22 protein-coding genes and 1 tRNA gene are annotated in these 21,954 nt (G+C 51.6%); 15 read left to right on the top strand and 8 right to left on the bottom strand.

All coding sequences use genetic code 11. The features are described 5' to 3' along the window. Window positions 1-44: 44 nt before the first annotated feature. From H6F67_RS13095 to nrdJ, 3 genes are all read left to right on the top strand, one after another. Window positions 45-1,244: a hypothetical protein gene (locus tag H6F67_RS13095; protein ID WP_242020619.1), complete on the top strand. Its 1,200-nt coding sequence runs from the start codon at window positions 45-47 to the stop codon at window positions 1,242-1,244. Window positions 1,245-1,599: 355 nt separating this feature from the next. After that, window positions 1,600-2,490, top strand: a complete 891-nt coding sequence (locus H6F67_RS13090) for an NUMOD3 domain-containing DNA-binding protein (RefSeq protein WP_190767048.1) — start codon at window positions 1,600-1,602, stop codon at window positions 2,488-2,490. A gap of 9 nt (window positions 2,491-2,499) precedes the next feature. Continuing rightward, on the top strand, window positions 2,500-3,567 hold the full coding sequence (gene nrdJ, locus H6F67_RS13085; protein ID WP_206753908.1) for a ribonucleoside-triphosphate reductase, adenosylcobalamin-dependent: 1,068 nt from the start codon (window positions 2,500-2,502) through the stop codon (window positions 3,565-3,567). Between the two features lie 88 nt (window positions 3,568-3,655). Here the strand turns inward: nrdJ and cpdA are convergent, their stop codons facing one another. Continuing rightward, the gene (gene cpdA / locus H6F67_RS13080; RefSeq protein WP_190767047.1) at window positions 3,656-4,456 is read right to left on the bottom strand and encodes a 3',5'-cyclic-AMP phosphodiesterase; all 801 of its coding nucleotides are present in this window, start codon (window positions 4,454-4,456) and stop codon (window positions 3,656-3,658) included. A gap of 453 nt (window positions 4,457-4,909) precedes the next feature. Here cpdA and H6F67_RS13075 point away from each other — a divergent pair, with 453 nt between their 5' ends. Then, window positions 4,910-5,758 carry a sulfotransferase gene (locus H6F67_RS13075; protein WP_190767046.1) on the top strand — a complete coding sequence of 283 codons (849 nt, stop codon included), beginning with the start codon at window positions 4,910-4,912 and terminating at the stop codon, window positions 5,756-5,758. 6 nt (window positions 5,759-5,764) lie between these two features. Beyond that, the gene (locus tag H6F67_RS13070) at window positions 5,765-7,183 is read left to right on the top strand and encodes a sulfotransferase family protein (protein WP_190767045.1); all 1,419 of its coding nucleotides are present in this window, start codon (window positions 5,765-5,767) and stop codon (window positions 7,181-7,183) included. Window positions 7,184-7,244: 61 nt separating this feature from the next. On the opposite strand, the gene H6F67_RS13065 is transcribed toward H6F67_RS13070, so the two are convergent. The 3 genes from H6F67_RS13065 to bchL all read right to left on the bottom strand — a co-directional run bounded on the left by H6F67_RS13065 (window position 7,245) and on the right by bchL (window position 9,993). Then, window positions 7,245-8,651, bottom strand: a complete 1,407-nt coding sequence (locus H6F67_RS13065) for a ferredoxin:protochlorophyllide reductase (ATP-dependent) subunit N (protein ID WP_190767044.1) — start codon at window positions 8,649-8,651, stop codon at window positions 7,245-7,247. Between the two features lie 15 nt (window positions 8,652-8,666). Further along, a complete protein-coding gene (locus H6F67_RS13060; RefSeq protein ID WP_190767043.1) occupies window positions 8,667-9,062 on the bottom strand; it encodes a DUF5331 domain-containing protein in 396 nt (131 codons plus the stop codon). A 64-nt stretch (window positions 9,063-9,126) separates the two neighbouring features. Further along, window positions 9,127-9,993, bottom strand: a complete 867-nt coding sequence (bchL, locus tag H6F67_RS13055; protein WP_313926822.1) for a ferredoxin:protochlorophyllide reductase (ATP-dependent) iron-sulfur ATP-binding protein — start codon at window positions 9,991-9,993, stop codon at window positions 9,127-9,129. A gap of 600 nt (window positions 9,994-10,593) precedes the next feature. Here bchL and H6F67_RS13050 point away from each other — a divergent pair. Then, window positions 10,594-10,824, top strand: a complete 231-nt coding sequence (locus H6F67_RS13050) for a hypothetical protein (protein WP_242020618.1) — start codon at window positions 10,594-10,596, stop codon at window positions 10,822-10,824. 303 nt (window positions 10,825-11,127) lie between these two features. On the opposite strand, the gene H6F67_RS13045 is transcribed toward H6F67_RS13050, so the two are convergent. Further along, the gene (locus H6F67_RS13045) at window positions 11,128-11,397 is read right to left on the bottom strand and encodes a GlsB/YeaQ/YmgE family stress response membrane protein (RefSeq protein WP_190767041.1); all 270 of its coding nucleotides are present in this window, start codon (window positions 11,395-11,397) and stop codon (window positions 11,128-11,130) included. Between the two features lie 366 nt (window positions 11,398-11,763). Here H6F67_RS13045 and H6F67_RS13040 point away from each other — a divergent pair, with 366 nt between their 5' ends. From H6F67_RS13040 to H6F67_RS13015, 6 genes are all read left to right on the top strand, one after another. Further along, window positions 11,764-12,732, top strand: a complete 969-nt coding sequence (locus tag H6F67_RS13040) for an SGNH/GDSL hydrolase family protein (RefSeq protein WP_190767040.1) — start codon at window positions 11,764-11,766, stop codon at window positions 12,730-12,732. Between the two features lie 30 nt (window positions 12,733-12,762). Continuing rightward, the gene (locus H6F67_RS13035) at window positions 12,763-13,821 is read left to right on the top strand and encodes a M42 family metallopeptidase (protein ID WP_190767039.1); all 1,059 of its coding nucleotides are present in this window, start codon (window positions 12,763-12,765) and stop codon (window positions 13,819-13,821) included. Between the two features lie 98 nt (window positions 13,822-13,919). Next, entirely contained in the window at window positions 13,920-14,384 is a 465-nt protein-coding gene (locus H6F67_RS13030; protein ID WP_190767037.1) for a CBS domain-containing protein, read from the top strand. Between the two features lie 46 nt (window positions 14,385-14,430). Then, window positions 14,431-15,090, top strand: coding sequence for a phycobilisome degradation protein NblB (gene nblB / locus H6F67_RS13025; protein ID WP_190767035.1), 660 nt, complete (start codon window positions 14,431-14,433; stop codon window positions 15,088-15,090). Between the two features lie 304 nt (window positions 15,091-15,394). Then, window positions 15,395-15,538 carry a hypothetical protein gene (locus H6F67_RS13020; RefSeq protein WP_190767033.1) on the top strand — a complete coding sequence of 48 codons (144 nt, stop codon included), beginning with the start codon at window positions 15,395-15,397 and terminating at the stop codon, window positions 15,536-15,538. A 20-nt stretch (window positions 15,539-15,558) separates the two neighbouring features. Next, complete coding sequence (locus tag H6F67_RS13015; protein ID WP_190767032.1) at window positions 15,559-15,864, top strand: hypothetical protein; 306 nt, start codon at window positions 15,559-15,561, stop codon at window positions 15,862-15,864. Here H6F67_RS13015 and cbiD read toward each other — a convergent pair. Beyond that, a complete protein-coding gene (cbiD, locus tag H6F67_RS13010) occupies window positions 15,850-16,962 on the bottom strand; it encodes a cobalt-precorrin-5B (C(1))-methyltransferase CbiD (RefSeq protein ID WP_396797946.1) in 1,113 nt (370 codons plus the stop codon). The two genes, H6F67_RS13015 and cbiD, sit on opposite strands and share 15 nt — an antisense overlap. Before the next feature lie 125 nt (window positions 16,963-17,087). On the opposite strand from cbiD, the gene H6F67_RS13005 reads away from it, so the two are divergent. Beyond that, complete coding sequence (locus H6F67_RS13005; RefSeq protein ID WP_190767029.1) at window positions 17,088-17,549, top strand: hypothetical protein; 462 nt, start codon at window positions 17,088-17,090, stop codon at window positions 17,547-17,549. A gap of 58 nt (window positions 17,550-17,607) precedes the next feature. After that, window positions 17,608-18,594, top strand: coding sequence for a GTP 3',8-cyclase MoaA (gene moaA, locus H6F67_RS13000; protein WP_190767027.1), 987 nt, complete (start codon window positions 17,608-17,610; stop codon window positions 18,592-18,594). A gap of 150 nt (window positions 18,595-18,744) precedes the next feature. Here the strand turns inward: moaA and H6F67_RS12995 are convergent. Next, window positions 18,745-18,836, bottom strand: a tRNA-Ser gene (locus tag H6F67_RS12995). 210 nt (window positions 18,837-19,046) lie between these two features. Here H6F67_RS12995 and H6F67_RS12990 point away from each other — a divergent pair. Beyond that, window positions 19,047-20,915 carry a CheR family methyltransferase gene (locus H6F67_RS12990; protein ID WP_190767025.1) on the top strand — a complete coding sequence of 623 codons (1,869 nt, stop codon included), beginning with the start codon at window positions 19,047-19,049 and terminating at the stop codon, window positions 20,913-20,915. Window positions 20,916-20,948: 33 nt separating this feature from the next. On the opposite strand, the gene H6F67_RS12985 is transcribed toward H6F67_RS12990, so the two are convergent. Further along, window positions 20,949-21,878: an alpha/beta fold hydrolase gene (locus H6F67_RS12985; protein ID WP_190767023.1), complete on the bottom strand. Its 930-nt coding sequence runs from the start codon at window positions 21,876-21,878 to the stop codon at window positions 20,949-20,951. Between the last annotated feature and the right edge of the window lie 76 nt (window positions 21,879-21,954).

The raw sequence follows: 21,954 nt of genomic DNA, 5'->3' as shown, positions 1-21,954 counted from the left end.
GACGTAACGCTAAATCTGTTTTTCAGCCAGTGAGATTTTGACCTATGGTTCGCGACCTTGAACGTACTCGATCGACCAGTCCGTTTCCAACTTCGGCTCCTGCCGCAAATTCTGTCTTCTACCGCACCTACAGCCGCAGAGGTCTTAAGGACAAAAATCTGCGCGAAACCTGGGGCGAAGTCAGCGATCGCGTCCTGGAGGGCTTAATTGAACTTGGCAAGCTCACGCCCGAAGAAGTTAGCTTGATCGAGCGGATGCAGCGCGAACTCAAAAGCTTAACGTCGGGTCGCTGGCTGTGGGTCGGCGGCACAAACTGGATTCGCAAGCCGGAAAATTATTCGGGTGCTTACAACTGCACCAGCACCAACGTCACCGACTGGCGATCGTTCGGCCTAATGATGGATCTCGCCATGATGGGCAGCGGCACGGGCGCAGTGCTTGAACCGAAATACATTTCTCAACTTCCCGCCATCCGCAATCGCCTCGAAGTCACTCTGCGCGGCGAAATTGGCACGACTCCGAAAGAGCAAAGGCGCGATCGCACCACTGTCAACATCTGTGGTAATCAAGTTGAAATCTTCGTCGGTGACAGTCGCCAAGGCTGGGTGTCGTCCTATCAAACCTTGCTGGAATTATCGAGCGACGATCGCTTCACCGATACTGTGCAAGTGGCGATCGATCTCTCGGACGTGCGACCCGCAGGTGAAACCCTGTCCGGCTTCGGGGGCGTTGCCAATCCCGTCCGGCTACCGGGACTATATGAGCGATGTGCAAAGATTTTGAATCGGGCGATCGGGCGTCAGCTTACTTCAGTCGAATGCTGCTTGCTGATCGATGAAGCGGCTGTAACCATTGTTGCAGGCAATATCCGCAGATCTGCGGGTATGAGGCAGGGATCGAGCGAGGATGCTGCCTTTGCAGGAGCAAAAGAAAATCTGTGGCAGCAAGACGCTGAAGGAAACTGGCGGATTGATCCCGATCGCGACTCGTTGCGAATGGCAAATCACACTCGCGTCTTTCACCGCAGGCCAACCTTGGAGGAATGCACTGAGGCGGTTCGCAAGCAGTATTACTCTGGCGAGGGCGCGATTCAGTGGGCAGGAGAAGCGATCGCCCGCTCCAATGCAGATTTGCTCGACACCCCGGAAAAGAAAGAAACATTCGTTTCCCTGTATCAGGAGTCACGCGAGCAAGCGAAAGATTTCCTGAGAACGCTGCTGATCGAGCAAAAGTCCAAAGTTTAAACAAGGAGGAATCAAATGACTGCAATTGACATGAACGCGATCGAACAAGAGCTAGAACATCGGCTGTCTCGCTATGGCCTAAATCCGTGTGGTAGGTAATTTTGCCTCACGTTAAAAACTCCGCAAAATCGGTGAAGGCTGCGATCGCTAATACCGAGGTAAGTAGAAGAACTAAAGCGCTTCTGCCACCGTACAGCGTAGAGAGTGAACCTAAAATTTGTACATTTGTACTTAATCAGAATATAATCTCTCCAAGAGTGCGGAGCTACGTATGGCGAGTACCTTTTACGGCTACTCAGGGTTCTATAAGGGCTATTGTTTGAGGTCAAGTCTGGAATACATCTACGCGAGGTATTTGGACTACAAAGAGATTACCTGGACTTACGAAAGTGCAACCTATACGCTATCCAATGGCGTCAGGTATAAACCAGATTTTCTACTCGAAACTGGTGAATATGTTGAAATCAAAGGCGTTTTCAACTATGCACACGACCTGCCCAAGATTCAGCAATTCAAAGCCGAATTCAAAGCAGAAGTCATCGTGATTCAGGAAAAAGACCTCAGATGCTTGATCAAGTCAACTCCGTTTGTGTTTGAACAGCTTAGGCGAGAATGGAAATCTCAAGCAAAAGTTCGTGGAATGGACACTTCCGGGCAGAGAAACCCGATGTATGGCGTTACTCAGTCAGAAAGCACCAGAGCGAAAATTGCAGCAAAGGCGAAAGCCAGATTTCAAGATCCCGTCTTTCGAGCAAAGTTCATAAACAGCGATCGCAAGCGACAATATCACGAGTCTCGAAAAGGAATTAAAACAGGTCCTTTAGTTGAACGGGTTTCTCTCGTTTGTAAGTTTTGTGGAACAGAATTTTCGGTAACGCCAGGAATGGCGCGAAGAAAAGGAAAGCAGTTTTACTCCTATACCTGTTCTGTCAACGCCCAACACGGAAAAACCGTGACAACCGATCGAGAAATTCGTGAACAAGTTCTTGCTTTTGCGGTTAGCCATTCGGAAAAGATATTCAGCGTCAAGCTCAACAGGCTAAAGCCCTTATTTGAACCGCTTTACAACTCGATCGCCCAGCAGTACGGCATCATCGACATCCGTACAGTCTGTCAAACCGTAGTTGGAAAACCTTGTAGTCGAAAAAATCTCCTTTTCTTTCTAAGAACTTACGTAGAAAATGTACGCGGAACTAATGCGAATTCGGAAGCATTAGAGCTAGGGGATAAAAAGCCTCTAGGGTAACAAAATATATTGGAAATTATCGGCACTGACTTTCACTGCAATTTAGCGGAGGTTCATCTTAACCAGCTTGATCCGATCGATCGCCAATCCCAAATCGATGCCTTCCGCGCCGGAGCTTTGTCGGTTGCTGTGCTGCTGCATCACCGCTTTCAGGAGCCGCGCTATCAGTATTCGCGGGAGCTAGACCCGATCGTCGGCGTTTCGTTCACCGGACTGTTTGACTTCTTTGTTCAGGCGTTTGGGGTCGAGTGGCTGCGCTGGTGGGAGCAAGGCCGACCGGATACGATGCAGGGCTTGGAATTTAAGCAAAAAGAGCAGGAATACCTCAGTTTTTGGCGAGATACCGTCCATCAGACGGTGTGGGAGTATTGCGATCGCAATCATCTTAAGCGCCCCAACCGCTGCACAACGGTTCAGCCCGCCGGAACCAAGTCGCTGCTTACAGGCGCATCGGCGGGCTGGCATCCGCCCAAAGCGCAGCGCTTCATTCGCCGCATCACGTTCCGCAAAAATGATCCGGTTGCTTTGGCCTGCCTCGATTACGGCTATTCGATCGTGCCTTCGCAGTCGGATAAAGACGAGCAGGGCAACTTACTGAACGATCCGTTTGATCCGCGCTGTACCGAGTGGCTGGTTGAGATTCCGGTTGAAGTGCCTTGGGCGAATTTGCCGGGAGCTGACGAGATTGCGATCGAACAGTTCTCTGCCCTTGCTCAGATGGACTTCTACATGCAGGTGCAGCGGCACTACACCACGCACAATACAAGCGCCACAATCGAACTGCGCGAAGACGAAATCGAGGCGCTGGCCGAGCGAATTTATCGAGCGATCGAGCAGGATGAAGGCTACATCAGTGCAGCATTGCTGGCTCGATTTGATGCGCCGTTTCCACGTTTGCCGTTTGAGAAAATCGATCGAGCGACTTTCGTTCGATTGCAAAATGAGGTGCGATCGCGCCAGCAGACCCATAATTTCTATGCGGCTCTAGCCCGCTACGATTCGGGTGAAACGGTTGTCGAAGGACCTGCGGGCTGCGACAGTGACAAGTGCATGATGCCTGAGAAGAAAGGCGAGTAGAGATTCGCGAAAGGGCAAATCACAGAACAATTGACAGAGAAGGGGCGTACTTATCTCGCCCCTTTTGCTTGTCCAGTGATTTGCCAGTTCAGTATCCGGTTGCGGTCAAATCTAGCGGCGGACAGTCTTGAATGCGTTGCACTTGTGTGGCGATCGAACCATCAGGATACAGCGAGAGCAAGCGGAATCCTGGCTTGAGTTCGTCCACCGTAAAATCGCGGCTTCGGGGCTTGAACTGTACGCAAGTTGAGGGCGCTCCGAGATAGCGAGCATTGCGCCGCTGCTGGTCAAATTCTTGGTGAATGTGGCCGAACAGCACCACTTTTACCTGTGGATGCCGATCGATCGCATCAATCAGGGCAGCGGCATTTTTCAGATTGATGTTGTCCATCCACTCTGAGGCGATCGGCAGTGGCGGATGGTGTAGCGCAATCAGGGTCGGGTGTGGATTTGCTTCAAGCTGTGTTTCCAGCCAGTCGATCGATTCGTTGCTCAGTTCGCCGTGTACGCAGTTGAGCGCGGCAGAATTGAGCAGCAAGAAGTTCCAATCGCCTTGAAAAAACTGCTTGTCGGCAGAAAACGGAGCGATCGCCAAATCCGGTATCCACTGCACGAGCGCAAGCTGGTCGTGATTGCCCGCCAGCCAATAGGTCGGCAGTCCAAGCGGGGCAACCAGTTTTCTTAATCGCTCATAGGAGGTCGGCGTTTCATCTTGCGATAAATCTCCGGTCAGCAGCAGCAGATCCGGTTGCGGCTGCAATTGCTTGATCTGCTGCAACACGCCTTCGAGCGATCGCGCAGTGGACAACCCCAAAAGCGTCTGATTGCGATCGGCAAACAAATGAGTATCAGAAAGCTGGGCAACGACAAGCGGCGAAGTTTTCATCATGTTCGGGTTCAAATCAGGCGGTGACACTCATTCAGCAGCGTAGCGTAGGAGACGATTCGCAGTTCGTTAGATTCAGAGCAGCGGCTTTATCAAAATACCAAGTTGAGCACTTAGGCTGAAGCGATCGCACGCAGCCATTATATGTGATTTTTATCACACAGAGAAATTATAGGCTCTGCTATCGATTGTTGTATTTATGTTTCAATTGTCCAAACTAATTGAACAGATCGAGGTTGGCAGTACGACTGACTAGGTTTGCGATCGAGTTGAGGTTAAACTGCGGAAGCGCGAAAATATTTGTGTAGTTAAGGCTGTAGCGGGTCAAAATTTCATAAAACTTCGCCCTTTTGCTTGTTACATCTATTGATCCGGCTGGGCACTTTAGGGCAAGGCGATTCACGGACGGTTTGCCTCCAGCCGTGTATTGTTTGGCTTGAACATCGAAATTATTTCATGCAAAACACTTCTCGAATCAGTAGGAAAGTTTGTCTTATTGCTGGGGCTGGACATTCTGGCTCAACGCTGTTAGGCTTCATCCTCGGTAGTCATTCTCAAGGATTCTACTGTGGCGAAGCTGCCAAGACGCGCTATTTGCAAGATGACAGTAAAAAGCTGATTAAAAGAGTATGCAAACTCTGTGGCGAAGACTGTCGAATTTGGGGCGATTTTCACGTTTCTGAAAACCTTGATCTCTATGAACAAGTTGCACTCAAGGTTAACAAACCGCTGATAATTGATTCTTCTAAAAATGTGGATTGGATTAAACAGCAGGTACAGTCAATCGAAGCTACTAGCACTCAGTCCTACCTGATTTTTCTGGGACGAGATGGCCGTGCGGTGATTAATTCGCGCATTCGCAAATATCCCAAAAAGAATGTGAAGGATTTAATTGCAGATTGGTCTGAACAAATTCAGCTTACGAGCGCTTTGTTTGATGCGTTTCCCCACAAGAAGCTGAAGATAAGCTATGAGGAATTAGCGACTAGGGCTGAGGCGATCGCTCACCAAATCTGCGACTTTTTGGAAATTGACTATGAGCCGGAAATGCTGAATTATGGCGCACATGAACATCATGTTTTAGGTGGCAATAACGGTACGCAATTTCTGGTTGCTCAGGCGCAATCGGAGAAGCTGAAAAATCCGTTTGTGCAAATTCCAGAGCGCAGCAAATCTTTCTATCAAAATTTGGGTTCCAGCATCAGTTTAGACCTACGCTGGAAACAAGAACTTGATCCGGCTGTTGCGAATTTGTTTGAAGAGATGGCCGGCCGAATTAATCAAGAACTCAAGTGGGAAGTGTGAAGCAAAATGAAAAAAGTTGACCTGGTTTTTCGGACAGTTGGTGAAAGAACATCAGACATTGCGCTGAATTTGGCAATCAAAAATATTCAGCCAGATCATGTTCACGTCATTGAGAATGTGAAGCCGTTTTCGGAAGCGGTCGATCAGATGCTCAAGATTGAATACGACTGTGATTTTGTCGTGTTCATGGATGCCGACTGTTTGATCATGGAAGATATGCGGCCATTTCTGGAGCAGAATGAATATCCCTATGTGGATTGCTATGTTTTAGACAAGTTTCGCGGGCAAATTCATCAGGGCGTTCACATTACGCGGATGGATGTGGTGCGTGAGATGCAGCAGGTGGAAGTGCCGGAAAACGACATGAAATATGTGTTGCGGCCTGAGTCGCGGTTAAGGTCGATCGCCCTGTCGAAACTCAAAGCCGCTAAACACTTCAAGCATTTCCGCATTTTCCACGATCATTTTCAGTGGTATCACGATGTTTTTGTGAAGTTTGGCTTGCGCGAACTGCGAAGCCGCACGCATCACACGAAGGTTCAGCTTAAGTCGGCACAAAAATACTGGCAGACGCAGCAGGGCGATCCCGATTACGAAGTGGCTCGCTATGCGGTTGAACACACGAAAGCCGCAATTTCTCAAGATGCGACTCCAGCAGAAGTTGCCGCCTATATTGCCCGACTGCCGGAAATTGCCGCGATCGAAGTTCCCAAGCTCAACCTGCCTGCTCAAGCTCCGCTGACCGTCGAGGAAGTTGAGCAGAAAGCCGAAAAGCAGTGGCACTGGCAGCTTCATCGCACGACGCCCACTGTTGTTCAAAACGGTCGCAAAGTGTTTGGGATTGGCCTCAGTCGGACGGGAACGAAAAGCCTAACCAGCGCCTTGTATGCTTTGGGCGTGAATGCTGTTCACTATCCGGATGATGAAACGACCTTGCGGGAATTGGCTGCGGGCAACCACAATTTCTCGCTGCTGCAAAAATATGATGGCATCACGGATATCACCGTTTCGGTGTTTTATCCGCAGCTAGATAAGCTGTTTCCTGACAGCAAATTCATCCTGACGGTGCGCGATAAGGAAGCTTGGCTCAAATCGATGGAGCAGCACTGGAGCGGCAGACCTGCGTTTGCGGATGTGGATGAAAATGGATTTGGTAAAGAAACGCACATGCAGATTCGGCGGTTGCTGCGGGCCACTGTGTATGGCTGCTACGAGTTCAATCGCGATCGAATGTCTTACGTGTTCGATCAGCACATCAAAAACGTGACGGAATACTTCAAAGATCGGCCTGATTCACTGCTGGTTCTCGATATCTGCGGCGGTGAAGGTTGGGAAGAACTTTGTGCGTTTTTGGGAACTCCGGCGATCGATCAGCCGTTCCCCTACACAAAGAAGCAGTCTGCGCTAGCGGCGTTGGTTGGCTAGATCAAGCAAAAGGCAGAAGGATGAATTATTACCCTTCTGCCTTCGATTTTTGGCCTGGAAATCACACTTTCGCTTCGTCGCGAACGAGTTTATCCCAGCCTAAATCCTTGAGGTTGTTGTTGCGGCGTAAGGGGCGCGTCACCAGTTCGAGGATGTCGCGGGCATTGGTGAAGCCGTGAATTTGGGCGAAGGTGAATTCGACTGACCATTTAGTGTTGATGCCGCGAGCTTCGAGCGGATTGGCGTGTGCCATTCCGGTGATCACCAGATCGGGCTGATGTGCTTTGATGCGCTGAAGCTGATTGTAGTTGTCGGGTTTTTCGATGATTTTCGGCAGCGGCACGTTCATTTCGTGGCAGGTTTTTTCTAACAGGGCGAGTTCTGCCGCCTGATAGCGCTTGTCCATGTAGGGAATGCCGATTTCGGGAACGGTCATGCCGCAGCGGATCAAGAAGCGGGCGATCGAAATCTCCAGCAAATTGTCGCCCATGAAATAGACTGACTTGCCGCGAATCAGCTTCACGTAGTCTTCCAGGTTTTCCCAAATTTGGGCTTCGCGCTCATCGAGTCCTTTCGGTTCGATGCCGAAGACCGAGCAGATTTTTTCGATCCAGGCGCGAGTTCCATCGGGACCGATCGGGAAGGGTGCACCAATCAGCTTGCACTTCCGACGCCGCATCAAAGTCGTTGCAGTCCGCGAGAGGAAGGGGTTGACGCCTGCGACATAGTAGCCTTCTTCGAGAACCGGAAGTTCGGTGTAGCGTTTGGCGGGAAGCCAGCCGGAAACTTTAATCCCTTGCTTTTTGAGTTCCAGGGTTAGCTGCGTGACCACCGGATCGGGAAGAGAGCCGAAGAGAACGAGCGGCGGATGGTTGACGTACTCGGATTCTTCGATCGCCACCTCTTCCTTCTTGCGCCCAAAGTTCAGCAGTTTCGAGATGGCGTTGCGTTCTTCCTTCTCCGCTTCGGCAACAGGTGCTTTGTCGGGACAGCGAGCCGCCATTGCTGCCAAAACCGTATCTTCACCCTGCGTGAAAGCGTAATCGAGACCGTTGGCGCGGGCAACGACGATCGGAATGCCAATCTCCGATTCCAGCTTGGGGGCGAGTCCTTCGAGATCCATTTTGATGATCTCAGTGGTGCAGGTGCCGATCCAGACGATGACGCTGGGGTTGCGATCGCGCTTAATCTGCGTACACAGTCGCTTCAGTTCTTCGTAGTCGTTTAGCTGAGCGGAGATGTCGCCTTCTTCAAGTTCGGCCATTGCGTAGCGTGGTTCGGCGAAGATCATCACGCCCATCGCGTTTTGCAGAAAATAGCCGCAGGTTTTTGTGCCGATCACCAAAAAGAAGCTGTCTTCGATTTTTTGGTAGAGCCACGCGACGCAGCTAATTGGGCAAAAGGTGTGATAGTTTCCGGTGTCGCACTCGAACTGGAGTGATTGGGGGGTGGTGTCGGTGGATGTCATAGCGGTTTGTAGAGATTATTCGCGAGGGGGCAGTTCGTCTTTGCGTAAGGGGCGGCAGTCGTCTTCAGGGTCGATCGATTCACTGGCGGGAATGGTGACAGCGCGGATGCTCGGCAACATCAGGGGCGAATCCGCTTCGGGCAGTCGATCGAGTTCCTTGTCGGGATTGAAGTTGAGTCCCAAGGCGCGAACGATGCGATCGGGGCTGCTGCTGAGATCGACAATCAGCGGGAGTAGCTGCGTCAGTTGCGGTTCCAGAACCGAGAGCGTCGCCAGGATGAAGCTCGATGAGGGGCGACGCTGGCCTTCAGAATCCACCCAAACGCCCAATCGGACGAGCCAGGAGCGATTTTCGCGGTAGTAAGTGAGCCACGCAGTTTTGAGCGATCGACGCAGTTCTTCAGTGTTCATTGGGGGCAAAAGTTAGGTGTTGGGTGTTGGCGAGCGATTTTGATGCCAAACACCCGATACCCACCTATACCATCATTAGATCGAGTTCTTCGTCCTCCGTTTTGGCTTGCGGTTTGGTGGGGTTGAGGTAGAAGTCCGAGAGGAGCGAGAAGAGTTCGCGATCGGGCGCATCGTTCGGCACGACACCTTCGGGACGCGAAAGAATCTGGTCGGCAATGTTGAGGTAGTAGTCGCAAACGTAGTTTAGTGAAGGATCGGATTCCGCCATTTCAAATAGGGTTTTGCCTTTGACGCGAGAAACGCGGATGTCTTCGATCAGCGGCAAAATTTCCAGAACGGGCATTGGCACGGAATCGATATATTTATCGATGAGATCGCGCTTGCTGGTGCGGTTGCCAATCAGTCCGGCGAGGCGCAAAGGATGGGTGCGGGCTTTTTCGCGGACGGAGGCGGCGATCCGGTTGGCGGCAAACAAAGCGTCGAAGCCGTTATCCGTGACGATCATGCAGTAGTCGGCGTAGTTGAGCGGAGCCGCGAAGCCGCCGCAAACCACGTCGCCCAGCACGTCAAACAGGATCACGTCATATTCGTCAAAGGCGTTGAGTTCTTTGAGCAGCTTGACCGTTTCCCCGACGACATAGCCGCCGCAGCCTGCGCCTGCCGGAGGGCCACCAGCCTCAACGCAATCGACACCGCCGTAGCCTTTATAGATCACGTCTTCCGGCCAAACGTCTTCGTAGTGATAGTCCTTTTCTTGCAGCGTATCGATGATCGTGGGAATCAAAAATCCGGTCAGGGTAAAGGTGCTGTCGTGCTTGGGGTCGCAGCCGATTTGCAATACTTTTTTGCCGCGTCGGGCTAAAGCGACTGAGATGTTGCAGCTTGTGGTGGATTTTCCGATCCCGCCTTTTCCATAGACTGCTAGTTTCACGCGGGTTGTCTCCTGTTGAGTGTTGCTGATCGCCGCTGGTCGCGTCTTCACAAGTGGTTATGTCTGCATTATTGACAAAGTTGGCTGCGATCGAAAGCGATCGTTACAACAAGTAAGAGTGCAATTAAGCGATCTCGAAACTCAGGCAAAGACATCGTCACATAGATTGCTCAAAACCCGCATTCTTCGCTAATCAAGCAAAACTTCTGAATTTGCTCTAACTATTTCGATTAATTCGGAACAATATGCAAACTTGTTGAGATCATAAAGCCGGGACGTTTCAGCTTCGATCGAGCAGACGTAAGAACTCGACTTTCAACGCTGAAACGACGCTTTTGGCCGATCGCACCCTTATCATGAATCGGGCGACCAGAGGGTTGCGGTTGTTGAATCGTGGTTTGGGTTCAATTTTTGCGAGGTGGTTGACTCGATTTATCAAAAATCATTAATTTTGTGGAGATTGCTGCCGCAGTCGGAAGCTGACAAAGGCACATGAAATTCATGCGATCGCAGAGACACGACTCCCCATCCTGGTTTAGAATGAGCAAGACGATCGCTAGAACAGTTCCTCACCCAACGCATCCATCTATGGATAGAAAAATGACTCGCTTTTGCTTGCTGGTGACGCTTTGCAGTTTGACTGGCCTTGTTGTCGGTGGAACGGCGAGCCATGCTGAGATGCAGCAGTGTCTTGGCAGCGATTCTCCCACGAATGCCTGTTTAACCGCAGATCCAGCTACCAAAACGGTTGAAGGTATGGGCATGGGCATGGTTGCCGGAGCAGGTGCAGCGATCGGTGCAGTATGGCAGTTGCGACAGAATAACGATTGATTCGCTGATCATAGCGACTTTGTGGGTCGCGTCAGTCTAAAATTCTAAATTTCCGTTCAAGCAAGGAAATCGAAATAGTTTTCCTTGCTTTTTGCTGTCGATCGCCGTTGACTGGCAATGTCCTAATTTTCGGGTGAGACGGTTTGGTAGAAAGTTTAATTTTGCTTGAGATTAGCTGAGGCGATCGCTTCAGGCTGGAAAGAGTGAATTTTTCAATGGAAAAAGCGGATGTTGCCACCCGCTTGAAACCCCAAAAACGAACTTATCTCAACCTGAAATCATTTGTGCAGAAAAGACTGAATTTTACGCAGCGCGGCGGGTGAACAAGCCCCACAGGAAGATGAGGATGATTGCGCCCACAACGGCCATTGCAATGCTGCCAATGCTCAGTGCACCAACCGCAGCACCCGTTCCGACCCCTAAGATGTTGTTACCGATCCAACCACCCAATAGCGCACCCAAAATACCAAGACCAATCGTTGCGAAGATGCCGCCGCCTTGATCGCCAGGGTAGATCAACTTGGCAAGTGCACCAGCAATCAGACCCAAAATAATCCAAGCAAGAATTCCCATGATTGTATTCTCCTTAACAAGTTTTTGTTGGCGTTGCTTTTAACAGTTTCAAGATATCAATTGCTTTGAGGAAAGCACTTCTGTCTAGAGATGGAACTCAATAATTCTTCTATCGGTAGACTCAAAAAAGCTGAAATGACTAGCTAAAGGCAGAGTGAATTGGAGCACTTTTTCTGCTTTAGCTCAAGCGATCGAAAGCAAACGAGATTTGCGATCTCCCGCCTAGAATGAAAAAGAAGCCACCCCTTATAAAGAATGTTCCGTCGATCGACTGCTCACAGGCGGCAGAGCAGACAGATGCAAGCAATTCAATGCGATTTCACTAGCTTGCGGTCTCGTTTTGCCAGCCGACTTCGTTTTAGCGCTGTGGCTGCTTTGGTCATGTTGTGCTGTTTAGTTCCAGTCATTGCCAACAGTCAAACTGCCGCTCAAAGTATTTATGTATTTGGCGATAGCTTATCGGATACGGGAAATTTGTTTAGCCGGACTGGACAGCCGACGCGCCCTTATGTGAATGGTCGGTTTTCTAACGGGTTATTGTGGGACGATCGCCTTGCCAATCAGCTACAGCTTACGCTGACACCCGTGACTCAAATGGCGGCGGGAGAAACGGCTGCGAGCATTAATTTTGCATTTGGCGGCGCAACGACCGGAGTTGATCAAACCCGCGATCGCTTGGGATTGCAGCAGCAGGTCGCGCTATTTCGCGAGCAGCAAAGCGGACGGGCGGCGAATCCGAACGCTGTTTATCTGGTGTGGGCTGGGGCAAATGATTATTTAAGTGGTCGATCGACGGATGCGGCTGAACCGATCGCGAATTTACGCAGCGCGATCGAAACGCTAATTGCGGCAGGCGCACGGCATCTAGTCGTGGGGAATTTGCCGCCGCTCGGTCAACTTCCGGCGACCCGCGATCGCGACAGTGCAGGCGTGCTCGATCGACTGACGACCAGCCACAATCAGCAAGTTGCAGCACTGGTGGCGGAAATGGAACAGCGCGATGGCGTGACAGCACGACTGTTAGAGGTGAATGATTTGTTTGAGCGGGCGATCGCAGGCGAATTCGATTTCACCAACGTTACGGAGGCCTGCCTTGATTCGCAGCGAGGAACAATCTGTCCTAATCCAAACCAGTACCTATTTTGGGATGGCATTCATCCAACCAGTGCCGCCCATGAGCGCATCAGCGCCGCCGCTTTGCCGCTGAGCGTTGCAATTTCAAATCCTGGCGAATTTAAGCGTCCAGTAGCACCATCTTTGCTGAGAATAGGTGTATTGGGGCTGGGCAGTTTAGTGGCGATCGCCATCGCGATTCGAGCTAAAAAACAACGCTAAAGCTATCAGCAAAACTGTAAAACAATCCTCATGAAAAAAGGAAGCAACGCTGTGGAGTTTGATCAGTTATTTGCCTCGATCGCATCTTTGGTGATGTGTCATTCACCGAGCGGAGCCGAAGCGGAAATCAATATGTTCTTACGAGAACATATTGAAAAACTGAAATACAACTGCTGGGTGGACGCTGCCGATAATTTAATTGCGAAAATTCCTGGACGCAATGCGGCACGATCGATCGCGATTACCGCTCACAAAGACGAGATCGGCGCGATCGTCAAACGAATCGGAGATGCCGGAAAAGTCGAAGTTCGTCGGCTGGGCGGCGCGTATCCTTGGGTTTACGGCGAAGGCGTGGTGGATTTGTTGGGCGATCGCCACACGATCAGCGGCATTCTCAGCTTTGGGTCGCGCCATGTGTCGCACGAATCGCCGCAGAAAGCGCAGCAGGAAGATCAGCCTGTGCGCTGGGAAGATGCCTGGATTGAAACGAAGTGTTCGGCGCAAGAACTGGAAGCAGCAGGAATTCGACCGGGAACGCGCATGGTCGTCGGCAAGCATCGCAAAGCGCCGTTTCGCCTGGGTGACTACATTGCGAGCTACACCCTGGACAATAAGGCATCGATCGCCATCCTGCTTGCTCTGGCTGAACAACTCCAAAATCCCGCCGTTGATATTTATCTGGTTGCCTCCTCCAAAGAAGAAGTCGGGGCAGTTGGGGCAATGTATTTCTCGCAGCATCAGCAATTGGACGCTTTGATCGCGCTGGAAATTTGTCCGCTGTCAGCGGAATATCCGATCGCAGACGGCGCAGCTCCGGTTTTACTAGCGCAAGATGGCTATGGACTGTATGATGACGCGCTGACCCAACAGCTTCAGCAGGCGGCAGAGCAGGTCAACGTTTCCGTGCAGATTGCGACGATTAGCGGATTTGGCAGCGATGGCTCGATCGCAATGAAAAACGGTCATGTGCCCAAAGCCGCCTGTTTGAGCTTTCCGACGCAAAACACGCATGGATTTGAGATCGCGCATTTGGGCGCGATCGCCAACTGCGTCTCGATTTTGAAAGCGTTTTGCGAGTTGAGCGAGTGATGAGCGACGAGCGATCGCAGGCGTAACAACCTGTAATGACCGGGGATTGCCTGCCGCGTCCTAAAATGAGCCTTACGTCCATTTGGATTCATTTCACTATGACTACAACTGTTGCTGACCTGATGACCCGCGATCCGGTCGTCGTGCAGCCGGAAACTGCGTTAAAAGAAGTGATAAAGATTTTGGCAGAGAAAAACATTGGCGGTTTGCCCGTTGTCGATTCGTCCGGGGCGATCGCCGGAGTGATTTCCGAAAGCGATTTGATGTGGCAGGAAACCGGAGCAACGCCGCCGCCCTACATCATGCTGCTCGATGCTGTAATTTATTTGGGCAACACGGCTCGCTATGAGCAAGAATTGCACAAAGCGTTTGGGCAAACGGTCGGAGAAGTAATGACCAAAGAGGCGATTACAACAACGAGCGATCGCACAATCAAAGAAGCCGCGCAACTGATGCACGATCGCCGTGTGCGCCGTTTACCTGTGGTGGATGGAGGTGGCAAAGTCATTGGCATTTTGACTCGCAGTGACATTATTCGCTTCATGGCAAATCGACCCGACTAAATTTTTGTTGAATTTTTCAATTGTTGCCTCGGATGGAATTACAAAAATGAGCATTACCCCAGATTCGGTAAAAGAACTTTTACAGTCTGAAGATTTTGGGCAGCGGCTGAGCGCCGTCAATCAAATTCGTCAGCTTGAAGATCCGGCAGCGGCGTTTGAACTGGCGAATGCGGCTACGAGCGATCGCTCTGCTAGAGTTCGCTATGCGGCTGTGAGTCAGCTTTCTTCGTTAGGACAGCAAAACCGTGAGGCCGCACTGGTGACGCTGCGCCGCTGTTTGCTGGAAGATTCTGAACCGGATGTGCAGGCGGCGGCGGCAGATTCGATCGGGGCGCTGAAGATGACGGCAGCTTTTGACGACCTGAAGCATCTGTATGAAAGCACGTCGGAATGGCTGGTACAGTTCAGCATCATTGCCGCGCTGGGTGAACTCGGTGATCCCCGCAGTTTCGAGCTGCTGCAATCGGCGCTCAATTCCGACATTGAACTGGTGAAGACGGCGGCGATCGGTTCACTGGGCGAACTGGGAGACGATCGCGCCGTGCCGTTACTTGCACCGTTTGCAACGAATTCTGACTGGCAAATTCGCTATCGCGTTGTGCAGGCACTCAGCCGCATTAACAATTCGCAGGCGCGGGAACTGCTGCAAACGCTGGCAAACGATTCGGTGGAATCGGTAGCGCAAGAAGCGAAGCAGAATTTGTGAAGGATGAAGAATGGCGTTGCGGTGATTGCGTTTCGCTGCGGCGGCTTTTTGGGTTAGCAGCCTGAAGGGGCGATCGCCATTTCCGATCATCCTGCCGATCGGCTGACGCACCCTGACGAGTTGCCGCTTGGTCAGCGTCAGCCGATCGGCGTTTTGGTGAGGCAGCTTGCAAAGCGATTTATTAAACTTTTATGGCGGGCTGTAGCCGAATGAAGAAATCGTTAATGTCGCTGTGAAATACACGGATTCACTGAAATCTGTGAGCTAAATAGCGATCGAAAGCGAAGTTCAATTGGTTACAGCAATGGGATCGGAAAAAGCGCTAGTGGCGATCGTGATTGTCGGCATGATTTGTTTCGCGGGATTTGCTGTTTCGCGGGCGGATGTTTGCCGAGCGGCAGGCAACAAATCGCTCGCCTGTGCGATCGGGCTGGAGTCAGTCCAGTAGCCAATTGCTACGATCGAGAAATGTCGGATTTGCGCGATCGCTACCTCGAACTGACCAATCAGACGCTGCCAGATCTGGCAAAGCAGCGGCGGTTTCCGGTTCGGTTCAATCACTGCTTTCAGCGGATTATCCTGGATAATTTGTTTGGTGGCTGCTGGTATGACAGGCTCGATCGCAAGCAGGGCGCGGCCTATCGGCAGTTGACTGAGGAACAGCTTGAGCAGGCGATCGCGATCGCCGAAGCCATCATCGCGCAGCCGGACGAGTACTTAATTGAACTGAATCAAAATAGCTTGCGCTGGCGCGGCAAATCAAAGCGGAGTTAAGCATTGGTCAAGCAGCGATCGCCCGATTTCGCTAGTGGTGATGATCGATCGATTGCGATCGAACAGGACGCAGCCGACGCGCACCACTCGATCGCTGTGCGCTTTGATGTAGTTGGCGGCGCGGCGATCGATCTGGGCAGCGATCGTGCTGTAAACTCGATTGACCCAATCGCAATTTGTGGTGCGATCGAGTTGACGCAGATGACCCAGCGCGGCTTCGGCTGTGGGACTGGCAAGAAGTTGGGGCAAATCAGGTACGCCGACTTGAGCGCAGTAGGCCGTGAAAATTTCCTGACGGGCATCCGCGACATGATGATGCGTGTGGAAGATGCCGCCCGCCAGCTTAATCAGCTTGCCGTGATAGCCAAACAGCAAAATTGCCGGAATCTTTTGCAATCCTGCTTCGACCAGCATTGGCCCCAGCCAGTTCGCCGTTTTGATCAGGCGATCGCGCTCAATTCCCAATTTTGCCGCCAAATCCAAGCCATTTTCACCAACGCAAAACACCAAACAGTCCAATTGCGCCTGCTGCAAAGTAGCTCGAAATGCCTCAAGCTGACCGGGAGCGCTGAGCGGCTGCGAGATGCCGGACGTTCCCAGCAGCGACAAGCCTTCGACCACGCCAAAAGCGGCGTTGGACGTGCGTTCGGCCAGCGATCGACCTTGGGGCAGCACGATCGACACGCTAATTTTTTTATTCGCGATCAAAGGCCGCAAATTAACGTCAAAAAGCCGCCGTGCATAGCCGTAGATCGCCGCTTTTCCTTCAGCGGTGCGTCCGATGCCCTCGCCGCCTTGCAGATCGATCGCCTCGGTTTGTTCGGGTGGCGCGATCGAAACGATCGCCCAAATTGGCGTGTTGCGCGTCAGGTCAAGATTGTCGCCCGGATCGCTGCGAGTGATGGCAAGGGCAGAAGTGGGCGAGAGATGAGCAACCTGCTCGATCGCAATTTCAACGGTTTCGGCTGGCGTGACCAAATCGATCGCAACGGTTTCGAGCTTGACAAGATCTTGGCTGAGCCAGTGCCAAGCGGCGATCGCGGCGGCACAGGCAAAAACAGGCAACGTATATCCGGAACGGAGATCAATCAAGTGGATTCCATCTGAAACTGCATATCGTGGGGGTGTTGCCCCCCTTCCCGCTTTTAGCAGATTTGCTGCATTTTTGAAACTAATCGATCGCGAGCCGATCGAGCATTTGCTGGTCACTCACCTGATGAATTATGAATTCACCTTCTGTTGCGATCGCTGCTTCCCCAACGGCGGTTCAGCCCGGTCATCATCCCGCTGTGCTTCAGCCGCGCCTGCTCGATCGATCGCCGCTCAAGCTACAGGCCGATTTGTATCAAGCGCTGCATCAAGCTCCGGCTGTGATTGTGGATTTAATTTGGATTGATGCGATCGACGCCAGCACCGTTACTGTCTTCAGAAATGCGCTGCATCTGGCCGCTCGACTGGGCAAATCGATCGTCTTTCACGGTGCGAATCGGCAACTGTCTCTGCTGCTTGCCCAAGAGCAAGACCAACTGAGGAGTCAAAGTTTAGGGAACTGGCAGCCAGAGCCGGAACCGGAATTTGACGATTTTTTGCGCGATCGCTCTAGCTGGCTGAGCGAGGCGGCAACGATTCCGGATGGGGAAATTATCTTTCCGCGCTTTGGTCTATCGTCCTCCCAGATTGCTTAATCTTCCGCAATCGATCGCAGTCGGTAGAATCAAGACATAACCTACCGATACAAGCGGCGTGAATCAAATTGACTATCTGCGGATCAGCCTGATTGACCGCTGCAATTTTCAGTGTCAGTACTGTATGCCCGAAGGTGCAGAGCTTGCCTATCTTCAGCGGCAAGAAGTCCTGACGCTGGACGAATTGATTTTGCTGCTGCGCGAAGTGTTCATTCCTGCGGGATTCACGCGCTTTCGGTTGACCGGAGGTGAACCGCTGCTGCGTCCGGGCGTGGTGAATTTGGTGCAGGCGATCGCCGCTTTCCCTCAAACCCAAGATTTATCGCTGACCACAAACGCCTTTTTGCTGGCGGGCATGGCGCAGGATTTGTATGACGCTGGCCTGCGCCGTCTCAATATCAGCCTCGATTCGCTAGAGCCGGAAACGTTCGATCGCATCATTGGCAATCGCGGCAGGTCGCGCTGGCAGCAAGTTTGGCAGGGCATCCAGGCCGCGCATCAAGTTGGATTTGACCCGCTGAAGCTGAATGTTGTCGTGATTCCCGGTGTCAACGACCACGAAATTCTTGATCTCGCTGCTCTGAGCAGCGATCGCGCTTGGCATGTCCGATTCATTGAGTTTATGCCGATTGGCAATGCCGGATTGTTTGGCGATCGCGGCTGGGTGGCCTCGGAAGAACTGCGGCAGCAAATTCGCGCCCGCTGGGGTCTGGAGGCGAGTGCGGTGCGCGGCAACGGCCCCGCTGATGTGTTTCGCATTCCTGGCGCGAAAGGCACGCTGGGCTTCATCAGCCAAATGTCTGAGTGCTTTTGCGATCGCTGTAACCGAATGCGCCTCTCAGCCGATGGTTGGCTGCGCCCCTGCCTGCTGAACGAAACCGGACAGCTTGATTTGAAAACGGCGTTGCGATCGCACCTGCCGCTGTCTGAACTGCGCCAGCAGGTCGAAAACCTGATTGCCGCGAAGCCTGAAATTAACTACAAGCAGCGCGAATCTGGCACAACCGGAGCGTATGCCCGCACGATGTCGCAGATTGGTGGCTAGCCGAGCCTAGAACAGTTGTTGCTGCACTAATGGCTTGTGAGGACATATCAGCGCATTTCAGTTCTGCTTCAGCGTTGTGGAGTAGCCGACAGGACAGCGGCAAAAGCCGTAAAACCAATTTTCGCCTGCAAGCTGAAACCCACTTTAGAACGGAGAGGGAGGGATTCGAACCCTCGGTACGGAGTTACCTGCCGTACAACAGATTAGCAATCTGCCGCTTTCGACCACTCAGCCACCTCTCCAGATGACCGCTAACCAATATAGCAGATTTTCGACGGCGATCGAAGCACTTGGCAATTTCTCGATCGCTACAGACGCAAAAACGTTATCAGTGGGCAGAAAACCTATAGAATTCTAGAGCGTTAAAACGCTCTAGAATTCTATAGGTTGACAAAATTTTGTGGTGATCGGCTGCGGTCAGCGCGTCGTCCAAAATTCGAGATTGGCAAGAGATGAGTGATATTAACCCAGCCTTTGAAGCGCTTTTGGAATATCTCAAGCGTACCAGGGGCATTGACTTTACAGGCTACAAGCGATCGAGCTTAATGCGGCGCGTCAACAAGCGGATGCAAGCGGTTGAAATTGAATCGTATAGTGACTATCAAGACTATCTTGAAGTGCATCCCGAAGAATTTTTGCACCTGTTCAACACGCTGCTGATTAATGTCACGAGTTTCTTTCGCGATCGCCCTGCTTGGGACTGCATTCGGACGCAAGTTCTGCCACAAATTCTGCTGCGTAAAGCGGAAAATGAGCCGATTCGCGTGTGGTCGGCAGGCTGCTCATCTGGTGAAGAGCCTTGCACACTAGCCATACTGCTGGCTGAGCTTTTGGGCGTGGAGTCGTTTCGCGAACGAGTCAAAATTTACGCAACTGATATTGATGAAGACGCTTTAAGTCAAGCCAGAACCGCAACGTATGAGGAGCGTGCAGTTGCAAGCATTCCTGAAGAATATTTGAGCAAATATTTTGAGCAGGCTGACGATCGATTTGTGTTTCATCGCGATCTGCGGCGATCGATTGTTTTTGGGCGACATGATTTAGTTCAAGATGCCCCAATTTCTCGCATTGATCTGTTGGCCTGCCGCAACACTTTAATGTATTTCAATGCTGAAACTCAAGCTCAAATCATTAATCGGTTTCATTTTGCATTAGTCGAAGAGGGAGTTTTATTTTTAGGTAAAGCTGAAACACTGCTTTCGCAAAACAGCAACTTTGCTTCAATAGAGCTAAAACAGCGAATTTTTACAAAGGTTTGTTCTCCCAATTCGCGCGATCGCCTGCTGCTGTCATCTGGAGAAAATGGTGAACTTGTTCATTCTATGTCAAACCAAATTCGCACTCGTGAAGCCGGATTTAATGCCGTTCCGATCGCACAAGTGGTTGTGGATGTGAACGGAATCGTTTTGCTCATTAACGAACGTGCCCGCAATTTGTTTAACCTGAGTCGGCGTGATGTGGGGCGTCCACTGCAAGATTTAGAACTATCTTACCGTCCGATCGAATTGCGAGCGCTGATTAGTCAAGTCTATGCCGAACGACGAGCGATCGTGCTGCGAGATGTTGAGTGGGCGATCGGCACTGTGCTGATGAATCTTGAAGTGCAAATTTCGCCTTTATCGGATGGAAACGGAACGCTGTTAGGTGCAAGCGTAAGCTTTACCGATATGAGTCGCTACACGCAGCTTCAGCGCGACCTGGAAAACTCTAATCAAGAGCTAGAGATGGCTTATGAAGAGTTGCAGTCTACCAATGAAGAACTAGAAACAACCAATGAAGAATTGCAGTCTACGGTTGAAGAACTAGAAACAACAAATGAGGAATTGCAGTCTACCAATGAAGAACTGGAGACGATGAATGAAGAACTGCAATCAACCAATGAAGAGCTATATACAATTAATGAAGAACTGCGAAGACGCAGCATTGAAGTCATTCAGCTAAATGCATTTCTCGAATCAATTCTCACCAGTTTGCGAAGCGGCGTAGTTGTCATCGACTCGAATCTTTATGTACAAGTTTGGAATCAAGAAGCTGAAGAACTATGGGGGTTGCGATCGGATGAAGTGCGCGATCAGCATTTTTTCAATCTTGATATTGGCCTGCCCGTTGCACAGTTGTATCAGCCTATTCGCAATTGTTTAACTCAAGAAACAGAACTGGAGGAAATCTTACTGGATGCGGTGAATCGACGGGGCAGATCGATTCAATGCAAAGTTACCTGTTCGCCGCTGTTTGGAACAGAACGCGAACCGCAAGGCGTCATTTTGCTGATGGAACCGCTCAATGCCGCATCTGCGGACAGCGCGGTGAGCGATGCGTAGGGCGTGGTTCAGCAGTGCCAAGGACTAATCTCGTTACGCTGTTCCATGATGGGCAGCGAGGATCGATCGCATCTGTGCGACAACGGCTTCGGGCTGTTCCACCATCGACAAATGCCCGCAGTCGGAAATTTCATAGACGTTTTCGCCGCGATCGCAAAACAGCGGATGAAAGCTGGCAAGGTGGCGCACATACTGCGGCTCCATGATCGTGTCTTCTGCACCCGCAATGAAGTAGACGGGCTGCGTCAGGCGCGAAACCACCTGCGGCAAACAGTGAACTTCAGTTTCGGTCGTGGAGTCGAGCAGCGTTCCCAAAGCGGCTTCCAGATTAGCGTTGACCAGATCGAGCAGGCGTTGCCGTCCCCAACTGCGGGCGATCGGACGTGCCACATTCAAGCGTGTCATCAGCAAATCGATCAGCGGCAGCGACCCCAGCCAGCGCGGACGCATCTGCACAAGCTGCTGACCTGCTGTGCGAAACCGCTCGAATTCTTCTTTCAGGTAAATGCCGCCGCCGGAGTTGACACAAATCACGCCGCGAATCAAATCAGGTGCGAGATCGGCTGCCCACAGCGAGATGCTGCCGCCAAGCGAATGACCGACCAGCCAAGCATTCGAGAGGTGAAGCTGGCGCAGTAAATCGATTAGATCTTGAGCATAAGCAGCGGGCGTGTATTCTGAGGCGATCGCCGTTGCCACGCTGCCTTGGGCATCCGCTTCGATCGCCTGCTCCAGTGCGGCAATTTTGCCGGCAGTCGATCGCGTCGGAAGCTGAGAATCGCCAAAGCCGCGCAGATCGTAGGCGAGGCACTGGTAGGTCGAGGCAAGCTGATCGATCGCGGGCTGCCAGTAGCGACGGCTCAGCAGCCAGCCATGCACAAATACCAAGACACAGTTTTTATCAGTCGGAGTCGTCAACTCGTAGACGTGAGGAACTCCGCGAATCTCAACCGTTCTAGCCATGCTTACTATCGTATCTTGAAGTGTTGAGCGGAATCTAGAGGGATTAGGGCGTGTTTTCAAAGCTCCAGAAGGGTGC

The sequence above is a fragment of the Microcoleus sp. FACHB-1515 genome, assembly GCF_014696105.1.
GTDB lineage: Bacteria > Cyanobacteriota > Cyanobacteriia > Elainellales > Elainellaceae > JAAUTJ01.
Note: the sequence above shows the minus strand (reverse complement) of the source record. Positions and strands in the feature narration are given on the sequence as shown.

Bases quoted from the DNA above. Each gene is read 5' to 3' on its own strand.
- H6F67_RS12990 (WP_190767025.1), top strand. From the start codon at position 19,047: ATGAGTGATATTAACCCAGCCTTTGAAGCGCTTTTGGAATATCTCAAG.
- H6F67_RS13075 (WP_190767046.1), top strand. From the start codon at position 4,910: ATGCAAAACACTTCTCGAATCAGTAGGAAAGTTTGTCTTATTGCTGGG.
- cpdA (WP_190767047.1), bottom strand. From the start codon at position 4,456: ATGATGAAAACTTCGCCGCTTGTCGTTGCCCAGCTTTCTGATACTCAT.
- H6F67_RS13050 (WP_242020618.1), top strand. From the start codon at position 10,594: ATGACTCGCTTTTGCTTGCTGGTGACGCTTTGCAGTTTGACTGGCCTT.
- H6F67_RS13030 (WP_190767037.1), top strand. From the start codon at position 13,920: ATGACTACAACTGTTGCTGACCTGATGACCCGCGATCCGGTCGTCGTG.
- H6F67_RS13065 (WP_190767044.1), bottom strand. From the start codon at position 8,651: ATGACATCCACCGACACCACCCCCCAATCACTCCAGTTCGAGTGCGAC.
- H6F67_RS13095 (WP_242020619.1), top strand. From the start codon at position 45: ATGGTTCGCGACCTTGAACGTACTCGATCGACCAGTCCGTTTCCAACT.
- H6F67_RS13020 (WP_190767033.1), top strand. From the start codon at position 15,395: ATGGGATCGGAAAAAGCGCTAGTGGCGATCGTGATTGTCGGCATGATT.
- H6F67_RS13060 (WP_190767043.1), bottom strand. From the start codon at position 9,062: ATGAACACTGAAGAACTGCGTCGATCGCTCAAAACTGCGTGGCTCACT.
- H6F67_RS13045 (WP_190767041.1), bottom strand. From the start codon at position 11,397: ATGGGAATTCTTGCTTGGATTATTTTGGGTCTGATTGCTGGTGCACTT.
- nblB (WP_190767035.1), top strand. From the start codon at position 14,431: ATGAGCATTACCCCAGATTCGGTAAAAGAACTTTTACAGTCTGAAGAT.
- H6F67_RS13070 (WP_190767045.1), top strand. From the start codon at position 5,765: ATGAAAAAAGTTGACCTGGTTTTTCGGACAGTTGGTGAAAGAACATCA.
- H6F67_RS12985 (WP_190767023.1), bottom strand. From the start codon at position 21,878: ATGGCTAGAACGGTTGAGATTCGCGGAGTTCCTCACGTCTACGAGTTG.
- H6F67_RS13035 (WP_190767039.1), top strand. From the start codon at position 12,763: ATGAAAAAAGGAAGCAACGCTGTGGAGTTTGATCAGTTATTTGCCTCG.
- H6F67_RS13015 (WP_190767032.1), top strand. From the start codon at position 15,559: ATGTCGGATTTGCGCGATCGCTACCTCGAACTGACCAATCAGACGCTG.
- H6F67_RS13005 (WP_190767029.1), top strand. From the start codon at position 17,088: ATGAATTCACCTTCTGTTGCGATCGCTGCTTCCCCAACGGCGGTTCAG.